Below are 18,680 nucleotides of genomic sequence, written 5' to 3' on the forward strand. Positions count from 1 at the left end.
CGCTTAAAAAAAGCGAAACGCTTAACTTTGCTAATCTCATCACGCAAAACGAAAACAACATGAACGACTTAAAAAATAAAAATGCACTAATAACCGGTGCTGGAAAAGGAATTGGTAAAGCTGTCGCTATTGCTTTAGCTAAAGAAGGTGTTAATGTCATTCTAGTTGCCCGAACACAATCGGATTTAGATGAAGTAGCGCAAGAAGTGACTGCTTTGGGAGTTAAATCATTAACCCTTATCGCTGATGTTGCCGATATTAATTCAGTTAACATAGCAGTCGAAAAAGCCTTATCTGAATTTAAAACAATTGACATTTTAATCAATAATGCCGGAATTGCTGCTTTTGGTAAATTCCTCGAACTAGAACCTGAAGCTTGGGAACGCATTATTCAGGTCAACTTAATGGGAACTTATTACGCTACACGTGCTGTTTTACCAAATATGATTGAAAGACAAACTGGAGATATCATTAATATTTCCTCGACGGCAGGATTAAGTGGCAATGCGTTAACCAGTGCGTACAGCGCTTCAAAATTTGCGGTTTTAGGATTGACAGAATCATTGATGCAAGAAGTTCGTAAACACAACATCCGAGTTACAGCCTTAACGCCAAGCACTGTCGCCACTAATATGGCCAAAGAATTGAAACTAACCGATGGGAATCCTGATAAAGTCATGCAAGCCGAAGATATGGCGGAATTAATCATCGCTCAGCTCAAATTAAACCGAAGAGTTTTTATCAAGAACAGTAGTATTTGGTCTACCAATCCATAATTCGTTTTTATTTTTACATACAGGAGCGGATGCCTAAAACACAAAACCATTAAGAAATTAAGTTTCATTAAGTTTTTCGCTTAATTTCTTAATGTCTTAATGGTTTAAAAATTTTAATGACTTGTTTTAGTACACCTTACTATTTTTGAAAGCTCGTGCACTTCATGTTAGTCCCAAAAACTTAAATGACTTATATGTTTAAAAATGATTTAAGCTTTACACCAAAACCGAAACAAAATCCATCCGAACGCTTCCATCTTCATCGATTTTAGTCAAATTAATTTCGTGCAACGTATTTACTAATTCGGGATTCCAAGGTGTTTTTACTTTTACGTAATTCTCCGTAAACCCATGAATATATCCTTCTTTATTTTCACTTTCGAACAAGACAGTTCTATTATTACCTAACTGACTTTCGTAAAAAGCACGGCGTTTTTTTACCGACAATCCACGCATCATTTTGCTTCTTTTCACTCGGACATTTTCAGGAACTACGCCATTCATTTCCGCTGCTTCTGTATTATCACGCTCGGAATATTTGAAAACGTGCAAATAAGAAATATCCATTTCATTTAGATAATTATACGTCTCTAAGAAATGCTCCTCCGTTTCTCCGGGAAAACCAACAATTACATCTACGCCAATGCACGCATGAGGCATTACTTCCCGAATTTTATTCACTCTTTCAGTGTAAACTTCGCGCAGGTACCGGCGTTTCATCAATTTTAGAACAGCATTACTTCCAGATTGCAATGGGATGTGAAAATGAGGAACAAAAGTCCTACTTTTTGACACAAATTCAATCGTTTCGTTTTTCAACAAATTAGGCTCAATAGATGATATTCGCAATCTTTCGATTCCTTCTACTTTATCCAATTCCTGAACTAATTCCAGAAAAGTATGTTCGTGTTTTTTATTTCCAAATTCTCCTTTTCCATAATCGCCAATATTCACACCGGTCAAAACAATTTCCTTAATGTCTTGCGCTGAAATAGCTGCCGCATTTTTCAATACATTTTCTAATGCATCACTTCTGGAAATTCCTCGTGCTAGTGGAATCGTGCAATACGTACATTTATAATCACAACCATCTTGGACTTTCAAAAAAGCGCGCGTTCTATCCCCTATCGAGTAACTTCCCACATAAAAATCAGCTTCACCAATCTCACAAGAATGCACTTCACCAAAATCATTTTTGGACAAATCATTAATATAATCTGCCAGTTTAAATTTTTCAGTTGCCCCAAGAACTAAATCAACCCCATCAACTGCCGCCAACTCCTCCGGTTTCAATTGCGCATAACAGCCTACCGCCGCAACAAATGCTTTAGCATTCAATTTCATTGCTTTTTTTACAATCTGCTTGAATTGTTTATCCGCATTTTCAGTCACAGAACACGTGTTTATCACGTACATATCAGCCACTTCTTCAAAATCCACACGGTCAAAGCCTTCGTCTTCAATAGAGCGAGCAATCGTCGATGTTTCGGAAAAATTTAGTTTGCAACCAAGCGTATAAAAAGCAACTTTTTTTCTTTCTGTCATATTCTTTTTGTTTGTGCGAACCCCTTACTTCGTCGGGTCAGGCTATCCGCTGTATCTTTTGTTGCGCTATCGCTCCACAAAAGGATGCCGCTGTTATCTTTCTCGCAACGTGTTGCAAATTTACACACAATATTCTTTAAAACGAAATCTATAATTTTCTGGATATTAGCATTAACTTGCACTAAAAATTACTCTATGAAAAAATTAGTTTTAATAGCATTGGTTTTCGTAACAGTACAAGTAAATGCTCAAAATAACGTGGAGTGGGATGGAAAATACCAATTGCAACTTTCCGATTTTCAATCTACGGCTACTCAAATTGGTGCTGTAGATATAAATAGCATTCATACGGCTTCCAGCCTTGATTTTGCATTTCAAATGAGCAATGTTGAGTTTATGTTTACAAAAAACTTTAATGCTAAAGTAGTTTCTTCATTCAAACGGGATGCCGCATCTATTATCGCAACTGACAGTATTACTGCGAAATATTTATTGAATTTTGCACAATACGAATTCGACTTATCTGAACTGTATGCCAGAAAACTACGAAAAGAAATATACGATAAAAAAGGTACTTTTTCTGACGTGAGTTTTTTACAGGTCGTATTCAACAGCATTCAGCAACAATACACTGAAGATCATGCCATGGCTTCAAAAAATACTAATCTTGGTCAAAAGGAGGAGAAACTCGCTGCAATCCATTCTGCCGTGCAGCAAAAAATAAAGGAATTACCTGATTTTTGTAAAAGCTGTAAACCACCAAAAAAAGCCAAATAAAGCGCTTAATTGTAGCTGTAAACCTGAATCCCTAGTTTAATATAAAGCGACGCACTACCTCAGCAACACCATGATTATTATTGGAGGCAACAACAACGTCTCCTTTATCTCTCAATTCTGGATCTACATTATCGACCCAAACGCCCAATCCTGCATATTCAATCATGGATAAATCATTGCCTGCATTTCCTACGGCAATAATTTCGCTTTGAAGGATGTTTAGTTTCTCAGCCAAAAATTGTACACTTGCTGCTTTATCTATTCCGTTTTGTGCCACTTCCAAGAAAAAAGGTTTTGACATCGAAACACTCAAATGCGGCATGGCCTCTTTTAAGTCTTTTTCAACTTTTTTGAGATAACTTGGTTCTTGCAATAAAATACACTTTACTGCCGCTGTAGTCACAGCTTCCTTGAAATTAAAAACTTTATTATGTTGCAGTCCTGTGATATTTTTTTCGATATCAATATATTCCGAATCGGTTTCACTAACTATTGTACCATCGATATACGTAATAATATCTGTGTTACTCTTTACACTATAATCATACAATTCATGAATTTGCTGTTGCGTCAAGGTTTGCTCAAACAGCACTTTGTCTTCTTTTAAATCCGTAATAACGGCGCCATTAAACGATAGCATATACGAGTTATTGACATCCAATTGTAATTCTTTGGCAAAAGCAGTCATGGCTAACGTTGGTCTGCCCGAAGCCAAAACAACGTACACACCCAATTCCTGCGCCTTAAACAACATGTCTCTATTCTCTTTTGAAATTTTATGATCATCTGTCAACAAGGTATCATCCATGTCTATAACCAACATTTTATATTTCATCTACTTCTTTTTGCACTTATAATTTGAGCTTAAATACTCATTCTAAATTCTTCAATAACTGGATTTACTTTTGCAAATTCCGTTTCCTGAACGAACAATTCAACTGCCAAATCCGAATTTCCAAAACCACCCAATCGAGCCGATTGTATGTTGTTTTTTACCACTACATCTACGCCAATTGCCTCTATTTTTTGCTGTAAAGCCATTGCTAGAATTTCACTTCCCGAAAACACTTTCATTAATCCCATTTTTTCTTTTTTTTCTTAATTGATACCGTCTTCATCCTTTTCTTCCTCTAATTCTTTTGTTTCAGTAAAAGGTTCTAGCTCTTCCCTACTTTCTGCTTCTAAATCTTCGTCTTCTTCCTCCTCTTCTTCTATTTCGAATAAAAAAGGTTCTACTAACATTTTTTCAGCCAAAATGGCTATTCGTTCTGTTAATAGATCTGAGAAAATAATACGTTGTGTTTTTGTAATACTATTCGAAATACGCATAATTTTAGTTTCATGTCGCAGTTTCAAAATTGGATCTGCATCGTCCAGAATAAGCATTTTTAGTCTGTTTACATTAAACCCTGCTGTGGTAAACATATCACTCAATTTATTGGGCGTTCCAATCAACACATCAATTCCGGTCGAAATATAATTTTTATCGTATTCCATATCGCCTTTGTCGTGCACTCCATAAACACGCAAGTCCGTGTATTTTCCAAATTTTTCAAAAAGGTCTTCCATCTCCAAAACCTTAGCTTTGTCCTCTACAATTACTAAAGCTCGAGGCGATTCCTCACCCTCACGAACTAATTGTTGAATTACATTTAGTACAATTGTAGTCGATTTACCACTCCCTTTATCTGCAATAATAATACAATCCGCGCCGCTTTTCAGGGTCGAAAAGGTTTCTTTTTGCATGGTATTAGCCTCGATTAAACCATTTTCGATTAAGGCCTCTTGTAATTTTTCGTTTATTTTTTTTAGTTTCATTTTTTTTATTTCACAAAGATTTTCAAATGGATCAAAGACCACTAAGAATTTATAGTTATTGAATCAAATATTATTCGATTGAATTAGTACACTCATTTTTTTTATAATCCCATTTTCCTCCACTATCTAAGCAACTATCAATTTGAAAGAAACGGTATGTTTTAAATGCTACAAACAAAATGAAAAGAAGTAAAATCAGCAGCTGATACTTTTTAAATTTTTTCATTTATTACTTAGATTAAAAAACGACTATTATTTGCTTGCAAACAGCTTGACATCATTCTCGGAAATTTCGCTTCCGCCAAGGATAATTAAACGCTCCACGACATTTCGTAGTTCACGGATATTGCCAGTCCAATCGTATTCCTTGAGTAAATTTATAGCTTCTTTAGAAAACTTTTTTACCACACTTCCTTGTTCCGAAGCGATTTTATCAGCAAAATGAGAAATTAGCATCGGAATGTCATCGCGTCTTTCATTTAAAGCTGGAACTTTTATCAAAATAACTGCTAAACGGTGGTACAAATCTTCTCGAAAACGCCCTTCAGCAATCTCCACTTTCAAATCTTTATTGGTGGCCGCCACTACACGCACATCTACTTTGATGTCTCTGTCCGCTCCTACTCTGGTAATCATACTTTCTTGTAACGCTCGCAATACCTTAGCTTGCGCAGAAAGACTCATATCCCCAATTTCATCTAAGAAAATAGTTCCTTTATCAGCCGCCTCAAATTTTCCTGCTCGGTCTTTTACTGCTGATGTAAAGGCCCCTTTTACGTGACCAAACAACTCACTTTCTATCAATTCAGATGGAATTGCAGCACAATTCACTTCAATTAAAGGAAAATTAGCGCGAACACTTTTTTCATGTAATTGATGGGCAACGAGTTCCTTTCCAGTTCCATTTGGTCCAGTAATCAAAACACGGGCTTCCGTTTGCGCTACTTTTTCAATCATTATTTTAATATGATTGATAGCTTCACTTTCACCAATCATTTCGTAGTTTTTACTGACTTTTTTCTTTAATATTTTGTTTTCTACTACCAGTTGCTTTTTGTCTAAAGCATTGCGAACTGTATTCAACAATCGGTTTAAATCAGGTGGTTTTGAGATGTAGTCAAATGCCCCCAAACGCATTGTATTAATAGCTGTTTCCATGTCGCCATGACCAGAAATCATAACCATTGGGATTTCGGGCTTAATTTTTTTTACCGCTTCCAGCACCTCAACGCCGTCCATTTTTGGCATTTTGATATCACACAAAACCAAATCGTAATCGTTATTTTTTATTTTCTCAAAACCTACAATACCGTCTTCAGCCTCTTCTACTTGATAGGTATCATTTTCTTCAGAAAGTATTTTTGTAAGTACTCTTCGAATTGCGGCTTCGTCTTCTATGATTAATATTTTTGGCATACTAGTTATTTTTTTTAGCCCTGATGGAAGCGGCATCCTTTTCTTGACTTTTTCAGTCCAGAAAAGATATAGCGTACAGCAGGAATCAGCTCCTAAAATTGATTAGGATTGTTTTTATCTCTTTTTAATATTTCAACCATTTGTACAATTCGGCCCAAGTTGGTTTTTTGCCGTACATCAGTATTCCTATTCGGTATATTTTTGCGGCAAACCATACCACACTAAAGAAGGTACCAAACAACAAGGTTACTGAAATTGCAATTTGCCACAAAGGTACGCCAAACGGAATTCGCATCAGCATCACAATTGGGGATGTAAGCGGAATCATTGAAAAAACTACGGCGATTGTGCCATGTGGATCATTGATAACCGTGAAAAAACCTACGTAAACGCTCAACATCAATGGCATAATAATAGGCAGAAGGAATTGTTGTGAGTCGGTTTGATTGTCCACAGCTGCTCCAATTGCTGCATAAAAAGAGCTGTATAAAAAATAACCACCTATGAAATAGATTACAAATCCAGTTAAAATACTTGCAATGGGTAAATTCCAAAGCTCCTTGATATACATTTGGGCTGTTCCAGTCATTTCTTGCTGAGCGGCTTGTACTAGTTCTGGTGATAGTTTAGCGGTTGGTCCCACATCTACGCCAAAAAATAGTGAAGCAGCAAACATTAATGAAAGTCCTATAAGTGCCCAAATAAAGAATTGCAGCAGTCCTGCTAATGCAGTTCCTATTATTTTTCCCATCATCAGCTGAAATGGTTTTACCGAGGAAATAATAATTTCTACAATTCTACTGGTTTTTTCTTCTATGACACTGCGCATCACCATATTGCCATAAATAATAATAAACATCATTATTAAATAGCCAAAAGCACCACCAATACCTATTTTAATTTCGTTAAGTCCTTTGACACTTTCTTCACCAGATGCTTTTGATAGACTAATGGTCACATTGGCCTTAGCCTTCGTAATGGCTAGTGTATCCAGTTGTGCTTGTACAAGATTGGTTTTGGTCAATTTATCTGCAATTACCTCTTGAACATTTTCTATGAAGGAAATACTGGGACTGTTATTGGAGATGAATTGTATTTTATTTTCAAAATCTTTTGAGCTTTCTACTTTAGGAATGTACAGCAGCCCTTCATAACTTTCGTTAGTGATGCTGTCTTTCAAAAATTTTAAATCAATAAGCGACAAATCGAGGTATTTATATTCCCCATTCTTTTGATTTATAGCTGTAAACTCCTGCGCAAACAAACCGGATTCGTCGTGAATTGCGATTCGTTTAGTATCCGCTTTCATAGTGCTTAAGTAGCCCACAAATGCAGCAAGTCCAACAAATAATAATGGACTTAAAAAAGTCATGACTATAAAAGATTTGTTGCGCACCTTGGCAATAAATTCTCTTTTTATGATTAGTGAAATAATACTCATTTAATTTTTTGATTGGTGATTTCAGGTTGGTGATTTTAGAAAACTAAAATCAAAGCGCCAAAATTTGTGTTTTTATTTACTAACCGCTTGAATAAAAATATCATTGACAGTCGGTATTTTTTCTACAAAATGCGTGACTTGACCCCGTTGCGTCAAGACCTGCAATAATTCGTTTGGCAAAGCCGTTCCAAGTTGGATTTCCAATTTTAACTCGTTATTAAGCGATTTAAAATTTGCTGGTGCCACGGTGAATTTCTGGGTAATATCGTACATCAAACCCTCCACATTATCCGATAAAATGCCCACTTCATAACTATTGGTTTTAAATTGTCTTTTGACATCGCTTAATTTACCTTCTATCAACTTATTAGATTTATGGATCAAAGCAATGTGATCGCACAACTCCTCGACACTCTCCATCCGGTGTGTAGAAAAAATGATAGTGGCTCCTTCCTCTCTAAGCGCAAGGATTTCATCTTTAATAATAGTCGCATTTACAGGATCGAAACCTGAAAAAGGTTCATCAAAAATTAGTAATTTTGGCTTGTGTAAAACACAAACTACAAACTGAATTTTCTGCGCCATTCCCTTAGAAAGTTCTTGTATCTTCTTATTCCACCACCCTTGAATTTCTAATCTTTCAAACCAGTATTCCAGTTGTTTTTTAGCTTCAGCCTTCGTGAGCCCTTTCATTTGCGCTAAATACAAGCATTGTTCTCCCACTTTCATGGTGTTGTACAATCCTCTTTCTTCAGGTAAATACCCTATATATTGAACGTGTTTGGGTTGTAGTTTTTCACCATCTAGGATAATTTGACCACTATCTGGCAAAGTAATTTGATTAATGATTCGGATCAGTGATGTTTTCCCAGCTCCATTTGGACCTAAGAGTCCGTAGATACTCCCTTTTGGAACTGCTAATGAGACACCGTTTAGCGCTACGTAATCACCATATTGCTTTACGACTTTATTAACTTCAAGAATAGTATTCATGCTAAATTTTTAATTGGTGTAAAAGTAAATAATTAGTACCAAAATACTTAGAATAGTTGCATAAAAAAACCCATTCTTGTTGGAACAGGAATGGGTTTTATTTTTTATATAGTTGGGATCAATCGCAGCTTTTATCACAATTAAACCCTTACTAAATCTAATGTGATTCAAGATGCGATACATCGGCATCTCTACTATGAAAACATATCTTTTACCTTCTCAAAAAATGATTTATCGGATTTTTCAGGATTAGGAATAAAATTATCGTCTGTCAACGCGTTTTCAAAAAACTGTTTCTGCTCTTTGTTTAATGTTTTTGGAGTCCACACATTCACATGAACCAACAAATCTCCATTCCCGTATCCATTGATACTTGGAATTCCTTTTCCTTTTAATCTTAGAATTTTACCCGATTGAATTCCTTCTTCCAACTTAATTCTCACTTTGCCGTTTATAGCCTCAATATCTTTTGAAATTCCAAGCACCGCTTCAGCAAAGCTGATGTACAAATCAAAGTGCAAATTCTCTCCTTCACGTTTCAACGATTCGTGTTCTAATTCTTCAATGGCAACAATTAAATCTCCTGGAATACTATTTCCTGGAGCATCATTTCCTTTGTTAGACACTTTTAACTGCATGCCATCAACCACACCTGCAGGTATTTTTATTGAAACGGTTTCATCTTCAAGAATCATTCCTTGAGAATCAGCTTCCGTTGGTTTTTTATCTAGAATTTGACCAGAACCTCCACAAGTAGGACAAGTTGAAGCCGATTGCATTCTACCAAGAATTGTATTGGTCACGCGCATTACTTGCCCCTGACCATTACAGGTAGAACACGTTTTATAGGTCACGCCTGGCGCTTGAACCTTGCGTTTTACTTTTACTTTTTTCTCGACACCATTGGCAATTTCTTCTAATGTCAATTTAACTTTAATACGAAGGTTGCTTCCTTTAGCACGACGAACTCCTCCGCCTCCACCGCCAAAACCGCCAAAACCACCTCCAAAAATATCACCAAACTGACTGAAAATGTCATCCATATTCATTCCACCTTGACCGCCGCCGCCAAAACCTCCAGAACCATCAAAAGCTTGATGTCCATGCTGGTCGTACTTTGCTTTCTTCTGTGGATCACTTAATATTTCGTAAGCTTCAGCAGCTAATTTAAATTTTTCTTCTGCCGATTTGTCTCCAGGATTTTTGTCAGGGTGATGCGCTATAGCTTGCTTTCTATATGCTTTTTTAATTTCGGCAGCATCGGCACTTTTGGTAATGCCTAATATTTCGTAAAAATCTTTTTTCATTTTTATTTTTTCTTGTAAAAAATACAGACGCGATTAATCGCGTCTCTATACTTACGCATTACTGACCTATAACAACTTTTGGAAAACGAATGATTTTATCTCCCAGTTTATATCCTTTTTCAAGAACATCAACAATTTTACCTTTCATCTCGTCTGAAGAGGCAGGAATTTGAGTTATGGCTTCCGCAAAATCAGCATCAAATGCATCTCCCGCCTTAACCTCAAATTGCTCCAATCCTTTAGCAATCAATGTATTTTTTAATTTTTCATGAATAAGCTCCACTCCTTTTAACAAAAGTTCATCTTCGGATTTGCTTATTTCTGTAATTGCTCTGTCAAAATCATCCAATACAGGCAACATGGCTAATAAAACTTCCTGATTAGCCGTTTTAAATAACTCAATACGTTCTTTAGTCGTTCTCCTTTTGTAATTTTCGAATTCAGCGAATAATCGTAAATATTTATCTTTCTCTTTGGCTAAATCTTGCGTCAATTGCTCTTCTACACTTAATTCCTCAACAATGGTTTGCTCTTCATTGGCATTATTCTCTAATGTCGCCTCCTCTAATTCTTGATCGATTTCTGTATTTTCAGTAGTCATATTACTAGTATTTTTAAAAATATTCTTAAAGTTCATTTTTATTCTTTTCTTTGGATTGCAAAAGTACTGCCAATTCTTTTTAAATGTCAAATTGTCATCTTTTTAACGAATTCACTTTTCTTAGCCACATGACGCATAACAAGCTAAAATTTTAAGATTATTTTAAGATTATCTTATTATTGTTTTTTTTAGTTTTGTTAAAATTTTTCTTTGATACTGATTCAACAGTAAAAATTCCAGAGTTTATTCTCAACAATTATTAATTCACCATTAGTGTATATTAAAAAAAAGCTTCGTTTACCAAAACGAAGCTTTTTTTATGGCTGTAATTTACGAAGCTGATAAAGTTTCCTTTAAACTTTCAAAATTCAGCGAAAGCTGCTCTCCCGTAATTAGATTTTTAAGTAAAAATGTGTTGGATGTCATCTCATCTGGGCCAACGATAACGGCAAAAGGGATCCTTCTTTTATCCGCATGCTGAAACTGCTTCGCTACCTTAATAGCATCGGGATACAATTCTACTTTGATTCCTGCCGCTCTTAATTTTTGAATGGCTTGTAATCCATAAAAAGCCTCCGTTTCTCCATAATTTATAAATAGTGCTTGAGAAGTTGCCGAGACGGTTTCTGGAAACAAATTTAATTCTTCAACCACTAAATAGATTCGGTCTAATCCAAAAGAAATCCCTACTCCGCTCATGTTTTTCAAACCAAAAATCCCAGTCAAATCATCGTATCTGCCACCACCACCAATGGATCCCATGGCAACGGATTTTGGAGGAGCCACCTCAAAAATAGCCCCTGTATAATAATTTAATCCTCGGGCTAAGGTTACATCTAAGTCTAAAACAGCGTTATTCAATCCAAGCTTCATGACATTGTCACATATAAAGCGTAATTCTTCCACTCCTTTCAAGCCTTCCTCTGATTCAGTAAGCAAAACGGAAAGTTTTTCGATTTTCTCTGCAATGGTTCCCGTGAAATTAAATAATGGCTGCACTTTTACAAGTGCCTCGGCAGCAATTCCTTTTTCCACCATTTCTTTTTTGACACCGTCCTCCCCTATTTTATCGAGCTTGTCCAAAGCAACTGTAAAGTCTATTAATTTATCAGAAGCGCCTATAACCTCCGCAATTCCCGATAATATTTTTCTGTTATTGATTTTTATGGTTACGCCATTTAAACCCAAATCAGTAAAAACAGCATCATAAAGCTGCACCAATTCTATTTCCTGCCATAGAGATTTAGATCCTACAACATCAGCATCGCATTGAAAAAACTCTCTAAAACGTCCTTTTTGGGGTCGATCTGCACGCCAAACGGGTTGGATCTGATAGCGTTTGAATGGGAATTCAATTTCGTTTTGGTGTTGCACCACGTACCGTGCAAAAGGAACTGTTAAATCATAACGCAACGCTTTTTCCGAAATACTCGCCGTTAGCTTGGTACTCTCTTTGCTTTCTAAATGAGCGGCATTGGCTTTCGCCAAATAATCTCCAGAATTCAATATTTTAAAAATCAAACGATCACCTTCTTCTCCATATTTGCCCATTAAGGTTTCGGAATTTTCAAATGAAGGAGTTTCTATGGGCTGGAAGCCAAAGTTCTCGAAATTACTTTTTATAATCTGTATAATATACTGCCGTTTTGCCACCTCAGCAGGTGAAAAATCTCTGGTTCCTTTTGGAATGCTCGGTTTTGATGCCATTTTATGAGTATTGGATTTTAGATTTTCAGATTTTGGACGTATTGAAAACTCCAAATTCTAATTCTTTGCAAATATCCTATTTTTAAAATTATTCTGTTTACAAATTTCATCATTTTATTGCAGGACAACTAGCCCGGATTGAAGTGAAAATGAGGCAGTAAAAAAATAATAATGTTTTCTTGCTGGAAAGAGCGACCGCAGGAAGCTCCTTTCAGGCAATTGAAAACAAATTATTTTTTGCTGTCGCATTGTAACGGAAAGCGGGAAATGGCTTCAAATAAAAGAGATTGCAATAAATTAGTTTTTAGCTAGAGAAAACCTGTAACAAAAATTGTATTTTCGTGTCAAACCATTATGATGTTAAAATTATTCAAAGAAAATATTCGGATTGCATTGGGTTCTATTAGAACGCAATTGTTACGAACGGTTCTTACTGTGATGATTATCGCTATAGGAATCACAGCTTTAGTCAGTATTCTTACGGTTGTTTCGGCACTTGAGAACACCATCTCCTCTGATTTTGCATCGATGGGAGCGAATACTTTCAATATGAAACAGTATGAAAATACGACGCGAAATCGTGGTGGTGACGAGCGTGTCATCATAAATCCAATTATTTCCTATCCTGAAGCAGTGGCCTTCAAGAACAAATACACGTATCCTTTTACGGAAACGTCACTTTCTTTTACGGCAACATCCGCTGCTGAAGTAAAATATGAAGCGACTAAAACTGATCCCGAAAATTCTATTCTTGGAGTGGACGAGTATTTTATGACCAATTCGGGTTTGGAAACCAGCGCTGGACGGAATTTTACTGGTTTTGACATCGACAATAATGCTTATGTATGTGTTGTAGGATCTGATTTTGAGAAAGGATTGCTAAAAGACGTGAATCCAATTGATAAAATAATCGCAATCCGAGGCGCTAAATTTAAAGTTATTGGAGTGTTGAAAGAAAAGGGATCCACCTTTGGAAACAATCAGGATTTACGCGTTTTAATTCCTATTCAATTGGCCCGCTCTTTATTTACGGCCCCCAACATAAACTACACCGTAAGTGTTATGGTAGGCAAAAAAGAATTGCTAGAACAAGCATTAGACAATGCTACAAGCACCATGCGCAGGGTTCGGAAATTAAGCCCTGTAAAAGATAATAATTTTGGTGTTGTTCGCAGCGACGATCTTATTAACCGAATTTTAGGAATCACAAAATACTTAGGACTGGCCTCTTGGTTGATTGGTATCATCACCGTTTTAGGCTCTTCTATCGCCTTGATGAACATCATGATCGTTTCCGTGACGGAGCGTACTCGAGAAATAGGAGTTAGAAAAGCTTTGGGAGCCAAGAAAACAACCATCGCCATTCAGTTTTTTATAGAGACATTATTGATTGGTCAAATGGGTGGATTGGTAGGCATTATTTTTGGAATTCTGATTGGATTTGGAATTGCCACCGCAATGGATTTTGCATTCGTAATTCCGTGGGGCGCTATTATGGCAGCTTTTATTACTAGTTTCATCGTAGCTATTGCTTCGGGCTTGTATCCTGCTATCAAAGCTGCGGTTCTCGATCCCATTGAAGCGTTGCGTTACGAGTAAAGTCCCGCACCCTGTCGTGGCAGGGTGCAAAAAAATTAGTAGGATTAGGTAGCTTCTTACAAATTGCATATTGAAAATCCTTTCCTGTAATAAGCATGGGGATTATCCTTTTATAAACGGACCCTTTTAGCAATCAAAAGAAAACACTTTATATTCTATACGCTATCTAGTACATCTTATCATCCTATCATTCCCATAAATATCTTTGCGTAATTCAATGTTTTTGAAATGCAATTGCTGCAGCAAATCAATCATTGCTGCACCTAAATATTGATTAATCTCAAAGTACAGTTGTCCGTTTTCAGTGAGATTTTCCTGCGCTAATTCGGCTATTTTTTTGTAGAAAATCAACGCGTCATCATCCTCTACAAAAAGAGCCAAATGCGGTTCATTATCCAAAACATTTTTCTTAATTTCTTCTTTTTCCAGATTACGAACATAAGGAGGATTTGAAACTATAATATCGAATTTTTCGTCGATTCCTTCGACTGCACTTAATGTTATTGCTTCAAGAATATTTTGATGGATAAAATGAACGTTTACTGCATTATTGGCAGCATTTTTTTTGGCTGTAGCCAAAGCTTTTTCAGAAACATCAATAGCAAAAAGGGTAGCATTTGGAAGATTTTTTGCTACGGAAATAGCTATGCAACCGCTTCCTGTGCCAATATCCAGCATTTTTAGAGTAGTAGCGTGCTGTTTTTTCCGATTATCCGCTAGCATCCAATCGACCAACTCCTCTGTTTCTGGTCTTGGAATTAAAACGTGTTCATTGACAATAAAATCCAATCCATAAAAGCTCGTTTTACCTAACAAATATTGTATTGGGATTTCTTGTTTCAACGGTGCTAAAATCGAGTTCCATACCACAATTTCTGCGGCGGAAAAAACCAAATCAGGATGCAGCGCCAAATCAATTCGTTTTAGTTGCTGTTTTTCTTCTAAGATTATGTAGAAAAAACTCTCTGCTTCACCAGCATCATAAAGAGGGGTGAGTTCTTGAATAAAATGAGCTCTGTACTCCTTAATTTTCATGGTTTACTACGTATCAATTTAATTGTATTTCAGACGAAAAAGCAGCTTAAAATGGATTGTTATTTAAAAATATAAGGAATAATAAATAATAACTGCTTGCTATTCATAAACTCCTATCTTCTACATTAAAGGAATTAAGTCAAAAGCATCATTCTAAATTTTTCAACATCCAAATGGGACAACTGACATGTCCTGTACTGCCCATTGGGGCCGTAATAGATTCAAAACCAACTTTTTTATATAATTTCTGTGCGTCCAGCATAAAGGGCATAGTTTCTAAATAGCAGCTCTCAAAACCAAAATTCCTTGCGCTTTGTAAACACACCGCCATCATTTCTGCACCAATTCCTAAACCGCGTGTTTCTGGTAGAAAATACATTTTTTGTAACTCACAAACAGTTTCCGCTTCGTTTTCTAGTGGCGCAATTCCGGCAGAACCAATGATTCTTCCGTTATTTTCAACCACATAGTACACAGACCGTGGCTTACTGTACTCTTCAAACATAAAATCCAAATAAGGATCTTCATAAGCCGTCCCCACTTTTGGAATATTCAATTCATCAAAAACCGCTCGTATCAATTGTGCCACTTCCTGATTGTCTTCTTTATTTATTTTTCTGATACTGTAATTTTCCATTTTTTAAAAATCTAATTATACCTGCAAAAATAGAAATTGTTTAGTATTATTCTTCAAAGTTTTGAAACAAAATCATAAACTCAAAAATTACTACTTTTGTAATGTGAAAATACATGAAAAATACATAAGAAGGTGCATCGAATTAGCTGAAAATGGTTTAGGAACTACGTATCCAAACCCCATGGTAGGTTGCGTAATTGTTTATGATGGTACGATTATCGGCGAAGGTTGGCATAAAAAAGCGGGAGAACCACATGCAGAAGTAAATGCCGTAAATTCCGTAAAAGATAAGACCCTATTGAAAAAAGCAACCATTTACGTAAGTTTAGAACCGTGTAGCCATTTTGGAAAAACACCTCCATGCTGCAATTTGATTATCGCTAATAAAATCCCAAAGGTGGTCATTGGAACTATAGATCCTAACGAAAAAGTAGCGGGAACGGGAATCAAAAAACTAGTTGAAGCCGGAATTCAAGTAACTGTGGGCGTACTAGAAGCGGCATGTTATGAATTAAACAAGCGTTTTTTTACATTTCACAACAAGAAAAGACCGTACCTTATTTTAAAATGGGCCGAATCGAAAGACGGTTTTATCGCTCCAATGGAAAAACTAGAAAAAAAACCCGTTTGGATTACCAATGGGTATTCCAGACAACTAGTCCACAAATGGCGCACTGAGGAGCAGGCAATTCTGGTGGGAACACAAACTGTAATTGACGACAATCCTAAACTTGACGCACGAGACTGGCGGGGAAACAATCCTGTAGGAGTAGTTTTAGACCAAAATAATCGCATTCCAGAACATAGCCAAATTCTTGACAGTCACGTTAAAACTATCCTATTTTCTAAATTTAAAACCGCTGCTGAAAAAGAAAATGTTATCTTTGAGATAATTGATTTTGAAAAAAACGTAGTACAGCAAGTAGTTCAATCGCTGTACGAACATCAAATTCAGTCCGTTATTATTGAAGGCGGAAGGCAAACTTTGCAATCTTTTATAGAAGCCAATCTATGGGATGAAGCACGAATATTTGTTGGAAACATCCCATTCCATTCCGGAATCAAAGCGCCTATTCTCGGTAAGAAACAGTTCGACAAATGTTTTATTGGTACTGACGAACTTCTAATTTCTAGAAACTATGATTAATACTATAATTTTTGATTTTGGTGATATTTTTATCAATCTAGACAAGCACGCCTCCGTTACTGCTTTTAAAAACTTAGGATTAGCGGAATGGAATGATGAGCTAGAACAGTTGAACCTGCAGTTTGAAACTGGAAAAATATCTCGTGAAGATTTTCTGTTTGGCATTCAAAAACACATTCCAACGGCTAGTATTACGCAAATAACAGCGGCTTGGAACGCCATCCTTCTTGACTTTCCTTTGTATCGATTGGAATTTTTACAAATGCTTTCCCAAAAATACCGCTTGTTTCTATTGTCAAACACGGACGCCATCCATATTGAAAATTTTGAGCAAACAAATGGAGTTTCCTTCTACAGCGATTTTTATCAATGTTTTGAAAAAGTATATTTTTCTTTTGAACTTGGTACTAGAAAACCCAATCCTGAAACTTTTAATCATTTGATAAACAATCACGAATTAGCTCCCAAAAGAACCCTATTTGTAGATGACAAAAAAGAAAATACAGATGCTGCGCTGGCTTTAGGATTTGAAGTGTGGAATTTACAAGTTGGAAAAGAAGATGTCATCCATTTGTTGGACAAAAAAATAATTTAAAAAAAGGCTTCAAAAGCAAACCGAGTTTTAAAATTCATTCCCTTTTTAATTTCTATTGAAAGATACGTACAACACCATCGAATTTCCTGTAGAAGGAATTCTCCACAAAGACAAAAACAGTAAGTTTTTTGGTTACGCATTCCCCATACAAGCGGAAGATCAGCTAAAACCTATTCTAGACAATTTACGAAAACAACATCCGCATGCTGGTCATTTTTGTTATGCCTATCAAATAGGCACTGATGCGATTACCTATAGGACAAACGATGATGGAGAACCTAGTAACAGTGCTGGTATGCCCATTTATGGCCAGATTCAATCCTTTGCCATTACAAATGTATTGCTTGTAGTCGTTCGCGTTTTTGGAGGAGTAAAATTAGGCGTTGGAGGATTGATTACAGCGTACAAAACAACTGCCCAATTAGCACTTACAGCCTGCGAGATTGTCGAAAAAACCATTGATGTTCATTTTATAATCTCATTTGATTACAAAAACATGAATAAAGTGATGCGGGTAATCAAGGAAAAGAAACTAGAAATTGTTTCACAAGAAATGGAAATAAATGAAATCTCAATGCTTCCAATGGGGATAATTGAGGTAAAAACACGAAAAAAAAATGCCGAAATAGTCTTCGACATTTTTCAAACGTTTTTTGAAATAGACATCAAACGAGTCTAATTCTGATTTAAAACAGTACTGTTTTTTAATTTATTCCATAGTTTTTAACAATTCCAAAATATAATCTGGAGGAGCAGTTGGACGACCCGTTTTTAGGGACACAAAAACCAAAATAAACTGGGCAGTTGTTAATAACTCATTGGCTTCATTATGGATTGCACAATCGAATTCTATCTTTACGGAAGTCTGACTTTTGAAAACCGTGTGAACCGTAAGCAGCTCATCATAACGCGCTGATTTTTTATAATTTATATTCATGGAAACAATAGGAAGGGCAATACCACTTTCTTCCATTATTTTATAGGATATCCCTTTGTTTCTAAGCCATTCCACTCTTCCTATTTCAAAATAAGGTATGTAATTACCGTGATATACAACGCCCATTTGGTCTGTTTCCGAGTAGCGTACTCTAACTTCTATTTGATGATCTATCATTAATTTTATATTAAATATTTAAATTTTAAATAGTGCCTTACAACAATAATTCGTGAAATTATTACCCTATATATTTTTTTTTACAGAAATTTGTTCACATATTTGTTACCCCGATAAATAAGTACAAAACTCCTTTTTTTTAGTAAGATAACAATTACCAATTAAAAACAAT

19 protein-coding genes are annotated in these 18,680 nt (G+C 36.0%); 6 read left to right on the top strand and 13 right to left on the bottom strand.

Features of this window, described 5'->3' with window-relative positions; all coding sequences use genetic code 11:
* Positions 1 to 59 precede the first annotated feature (59 nt).
* On the top strand, positions 60 to 776 hold the full coding sequence (locus BUA03_RS15285; protein WP_066081369.1) for a 3-ketoacyl-ACP reductase: 717 nt from the start codon (positions 60 to 62) through the stop codon (positions 774 to 776).
* Positions 777 to 992: 216 nt separating this feature from the next.
* On the opposite strand, the gene mtaB is transcribed toward BUA03_RS15285, so the two are convergent.
* A complete protein-coding gene (gene mtaB, locus BUA03_RS15290) occupies positions 993 to 2,321 on the bottom strand; it encodes a tRNA (N(6)-L-threonylcarbamoyladenosine(37)-C(2))-methylthiotransferase MtaB (protein WP_066081287.1) in 1,329 nt (442 codons plus the stop codon).
* 195 nt (positions 2,322 to 2,516) lie between these two features.
* On the opposite strand from mtaB, the gene BUA03_RS15300 reads away from it, so the two are divergent.
* Complete coding sequence (locus BUA03_RS15300; RefSeq protein WP_066081293.1) at positions 2,517 to 3,098, top strand: hypothetical protein; 582 nt, start codon at positions 2,517 to 2,519, stop codon at positions 3,096 to 3,098.
* Positions 3,099 to 3,129: 31 nt separating this feature from the next.
* On the opposite strand, the gene BUA03_RS15305 is transcribed toward BUA03_RS15300, so the two are convergent.
* The 9 genes from BUA03_RS15305 to hisS form a co-directional block, all read right to left on the bottom strand.
* On the bottom strand, positions 3,130 to 3,933 hold the full coding sequence (locus BUA03_RS15305; RefSeq protein ID WP_066081297.1) for a Cof-type HAD-IIB family hydrolase: 804 nt from the start codon (positions 3,931 to 3,933) through the stop codon (positions 3,130 to 3,132).
* 29 nt (positions 3,934 to 3,962) lie between these two features.
* The gene (locus tag BUA03_RS15310; RefSeq protein ID WP_066081300.1) at positions 3,963 to 4,181 is read right to left on the bottom strand and encodes a DUF2007 domain-containing protein; all 219 of its coding nucleotides are present in this window, start codon (positions 4,179 to 4,181) and stop codon (positions 3,963 to 3,965) included.
* Between the two features lie 15 nt (positions 4,182 to 4,196).
* Positions 4,197 to 4,916 (bottom strand): DEAD/DEAH box helicase, encoded by a 720-nt coding sequence (locus BUA03_RS15315; protein ID WP_066081303.1) that lies wholly within the window; start codon positions 4,914 to 4,916, stop codon positions 4,197 to 4,199.
* 252 nt (positions 4,917 to 5,168) lie between these two features.
* Positions 5,169 to 6,332, bottom strand: a complete 1,164-nt coding sequence (locus BUA03_RS15320) for a sigma-54-dependent transcriptional regulator (RefSeq protein ID WP_066081372.1) — start codon at positions 6,330 to 6,332, stop codon at positions 5,169 to 5,171.
* A gap of 124 nt (positions 6,333 to 6,456) precedes the next feature.
* On the bottom strand, positions 6,457 to 7,773 hold the full coding sequence (locus BUA03_RS15325) for an ABC transporter permease (protein ID WP_066081306.1): 1,317 nt from the start codon (positions 7,771 to 7,773) through the stop codon (positions 6,457 to 6,459).
* Between the two features lie 72 nt (positions 7,774 to 7,845).
* A complete protein-coding gene (locus BUA03_RS15330) occupies positions 7,846 to 8,766 on the bottom strand; it encodes an ABC transporter ATP-binding protein (protein ID WP_066081309.1) in 921 nt (306 codons plus the stop codon).
* A 194-nt stretch (positions 8,767 to 8,960) separates the two neighbouring features.
* Positions 8,961 to 10,073, bottom strand: a complete 1,113-nt coding sequence (gene dnaJ / locus BUA03_RS15335) for a molecular chaperone DnaJ (RefSeq protein WP_066081312.1) — start codon at positions 10,071 to 10,073, stop codon at positions 8,961 to 8,963.
* A 58-nt stretch (positions 10,074 to 10,131) separates the two neighbouring features.
* On the bottom strand, positions 10,132 to 10,710 hold the full coding sequence (locus BUA03_RS15340) for a nucleotide exchange factor GrpE (RefSeq protein ID WP_066081314.1): 579 nt from the start codon (positions 10,708 to 10,710) through the stop codon (positions 10,132 to 10,134).
* A 294-nt stretch (positions 10,711 to 11,004) separates the two neighbouring features.
* Positions 11,005 to 12,381 (bottom strand): histidine--tRNA ligase, encoded by a 1,377-nt coding sequence (gene hisS, locus BUA03_RS15345; RefSeq protein ID WP_066081375.1) that lies wholly within the window; start codon positions 12,379 to 12,381, stop codon positions 11,005 to 11,007.
* 354 nt (positions 12,382 to 12,735) lie between these two features.
* On the opposite strand from hisS, the gene BUA03_RS15350 reads away from it, so the two are divergent.
* Complete coding sequence (locus BUA03_RS15350; RefSeq protein ID WP_066081317.1) at positions 12,736 to 13,980, top strand: ABC transporter permease; 1,245 nt, start codon at positions 12,736 to 12,738, stop codon at positions 13,978 to 13,980.
* A gap of 162 nt (positions 13,981 to 14,142) precedes the next feature.
* Here the strand turns inward: BUA03_RS15350 and prmC are convergent, their stop codons facing one another.
* Positions 14,143 to 15,015 carry a peptide chain release factor N(5)-glutamine methyltransferase gene (gene prmC, locus BUA03_RS15355; RefSeq protein ID WP_066081320.1) on the bottom strand — a complete coding sequence of 291 codons (873 nt, stop codon included), beginning with the start codon at positions 15,013 to 15,015 and terminating at the stop codon, positions 14,143 to 14,145.
* Between the two features lie 148 nt (positions 15,016 to 15,163).
* Positions 15,164 to 15,652, bottom strand: coding sequence for a GNAT family N-acetyltransferase (locus tag BUA03_RS15360; RefSeq protein WP_066081323.1), 489 nt, complete (start codon positions 15,650 to 15,652; stop codon positions 15,164 to 15,166).
* 103 nt (positions 15,653 to 15,755) lie between these two features.
* Between BUA03_RS15360 and ribD the strand changes: the two genes are divergently transcribed.
* From ribD to BUA03_RS15375, 3 genes are read left to right on the top strand one after another with little or no spacing between them, the layout of a single operon-like run.
* Positions 15,756 to 16,799 (top strand): bifunctional diaminohydroxyphosphoribosylaminopyrimidine deaminase/5-amino-6-(5-phosphoribosylamino)uracil reductase RibD, encoded by a 1,044-nt coding sequence (ribD, locus tag BUA03_RS15365; protein WP_066081326.1) that lies wholly within the window; start codon positions 15,756 to 15,758, stop codon positions 16,797 to 16,799.
* Entirely contained in the window at positions 16,792 to 17,394 is a 603-nt protein-coding gene (locus BUA03_RS15370; protein WP_066081329.1) for an HAD family hydrolase, read from the top strand. The genes ribD and BUA03_RS15370 overlap by 8 nt, the downstream gene beginning before the upstream one ends.
* 55 nt (positions 17,395 to 17,449) lie before the next feature.
* Positions 17,450 to 18,073 (top strand): IMPACT family protein, encoded by a 624-nt coding sequence (locus BUA03_RS15375; RefSeq protein ID WP_066081331.1) that lies wholly within the window; start codon positions 17,450 to 17,452, stop codon positions 18,071 to 18,073.
* 30 nt (positions 18,074 to 18,103) lie between these two features.
* Here the strand turns inward: BUA03_RS15375 and BUA03_RS15380 are convergent, their stop codons facing one another.
* Positions 18,104 to 18,508: an acyl-CoA thioesterase gene (locus BUA03_RS15380; RefSeq protein ID WP_066081334.1), complete on the bottom strand. Its 405-nt coding sequence runs from the start codon at positions 18,506 to 18,508 to the stop codon at positions 18,104 to 18,106.
* Positions 18,509 to 18,680: the final 172 nt, after the last annotated feature.

The sequence above is a fragment of the Flavobacterium fryxellicola genome, from assembly GCF_900143245.1.
In the GTDB taxonomy this organism is placed as follows: domain Bacteria; phylum Bacteroidota; class Bacteroidia; order Flavobacteriales; family Flavobacteriaceae; genus Flavobacterium; species Flavobacterium fryxellicola.

Excerpts from the sequence above, each read along its gene's own strand:
- BUA03_RS15315 (WP_066081303.1), bottom strand. The coding sequence starts at position 4,916 with ATGAAACTAAAAAAAATAAACGAAAAATTACAAGAGGCCTTAATCGAA.
- BUA03_RS15310 (WP_066081300.1), bottom strand. The coding sequence starts at position 4,181 with ATGGGATTAATGAAAGTGTTTTCGGGAAGTGAAATTCTAGCAATGGCT.
- BUA03_RS15370 (WP_066081329.1), top strand. The coding sequence starts at position 16,792 with ATGATTAATACTATAATTTTTGATTTTGGTGATATTTTTATCAATCTA.
- BUA03_RS15360 (WP_066081323.1), bottom strand. The coding sequence starts at position 15,652 with ATGGAAAATTACAGTATCAGAAAAATAAATAAAGAAGACAATCAGGAA.
- BUA03_RS15285 (WP_066081369.1), top strand. The coding sequence starts at position 60 with ATGAACGACTTAAAAAATAAAAATGCACTAATAACCGGTGCTGGAAAA.
- BUA03_RS15320 (WP_066081372.1), bottom strand. The coding sequence starts at position 6,332 with ATGCCAAAAATATTAATCATAGAAGACGAAGCCGCAATTCGAAGAGTA.
- hisS (WP_066081375.1), bottom strand. The coding sequence starts at position 12,381 with ATGGCATCAAAACCGAGCATTCCAAAAGGAACCAGAGATTTTTCACCT.
- BUA03_RS15305 (WP_066081297.1), bottom strand. The coding sequence starts at position 3,933 with ATGAAATATAAAATGTTGGTTATAGACATGGATGATACCTTGTTGACA.
- BUA03_RS15300 (WP_066081293.1), top strand. The coding sequence starts at position 2,517 with ATGAAAAAATTAGTTTTAATAGCATTGGTTTTCGTAACAGTACAAGTA.
- dnaJ (WP_066081312.1), bottom strand. The coding sequence starts at position 10,073 with ATGAAAAAAGATTTTTACGAAATATTAGGCATTACCAAAAGTGCCGAT.
- BUA03_RS15380 (WP_066081334.1), bottom strand. The coding sequence starts at position 18,508 with ATGATAGATCATCAAATAGAAGTTAGAGTACGCTACTCGGAAACAGAC.
- prmC (WP_066081320.1), bottom strand. The coding sequence starts at position 15,015 with ATGAAAATTAAGGAGTACAGAGCTCATTTTATTCAAGAACTCACCCCT.
- BUA03_RS15350 (WP_066081317.1), top strand. The coding sequence starts at position 12,736 with ATGATGTTAAAATTATTCAAAGAAAATATTCGGATTGCATTGGGTTCT.
- mtaB (WP_066081287.1), bottom strand. The coding sequence starts at position 2,321 with ATGACAGAAAGAAAAAAAGTTGCTTTTTATACGCTTGGTTGCAAACTA.
- BUA03_RS15325 (WP_066081306.1), bottom strand. The coding sequence starts at position 7,773 with ATGAGTATTATTTCACTAATCATAAAAAGAGAATTTATTGCCAAGGTG.
- BUA03_RS15330 (WP_066081309.1), bottom strand. The coding sequence starts at position 8,766 with ATGAATACTATTCTTGAAGTTAATAAAGTCGTAAAGCAATATGGTGAT.
- BUA03_RS15340 (WP_066081314.1), bottom strand. The coding sequence starts at position 10,710 with ATGAACTTTAAGAATATTTTTAAAAATACTAGTAATATGACTACTGAA.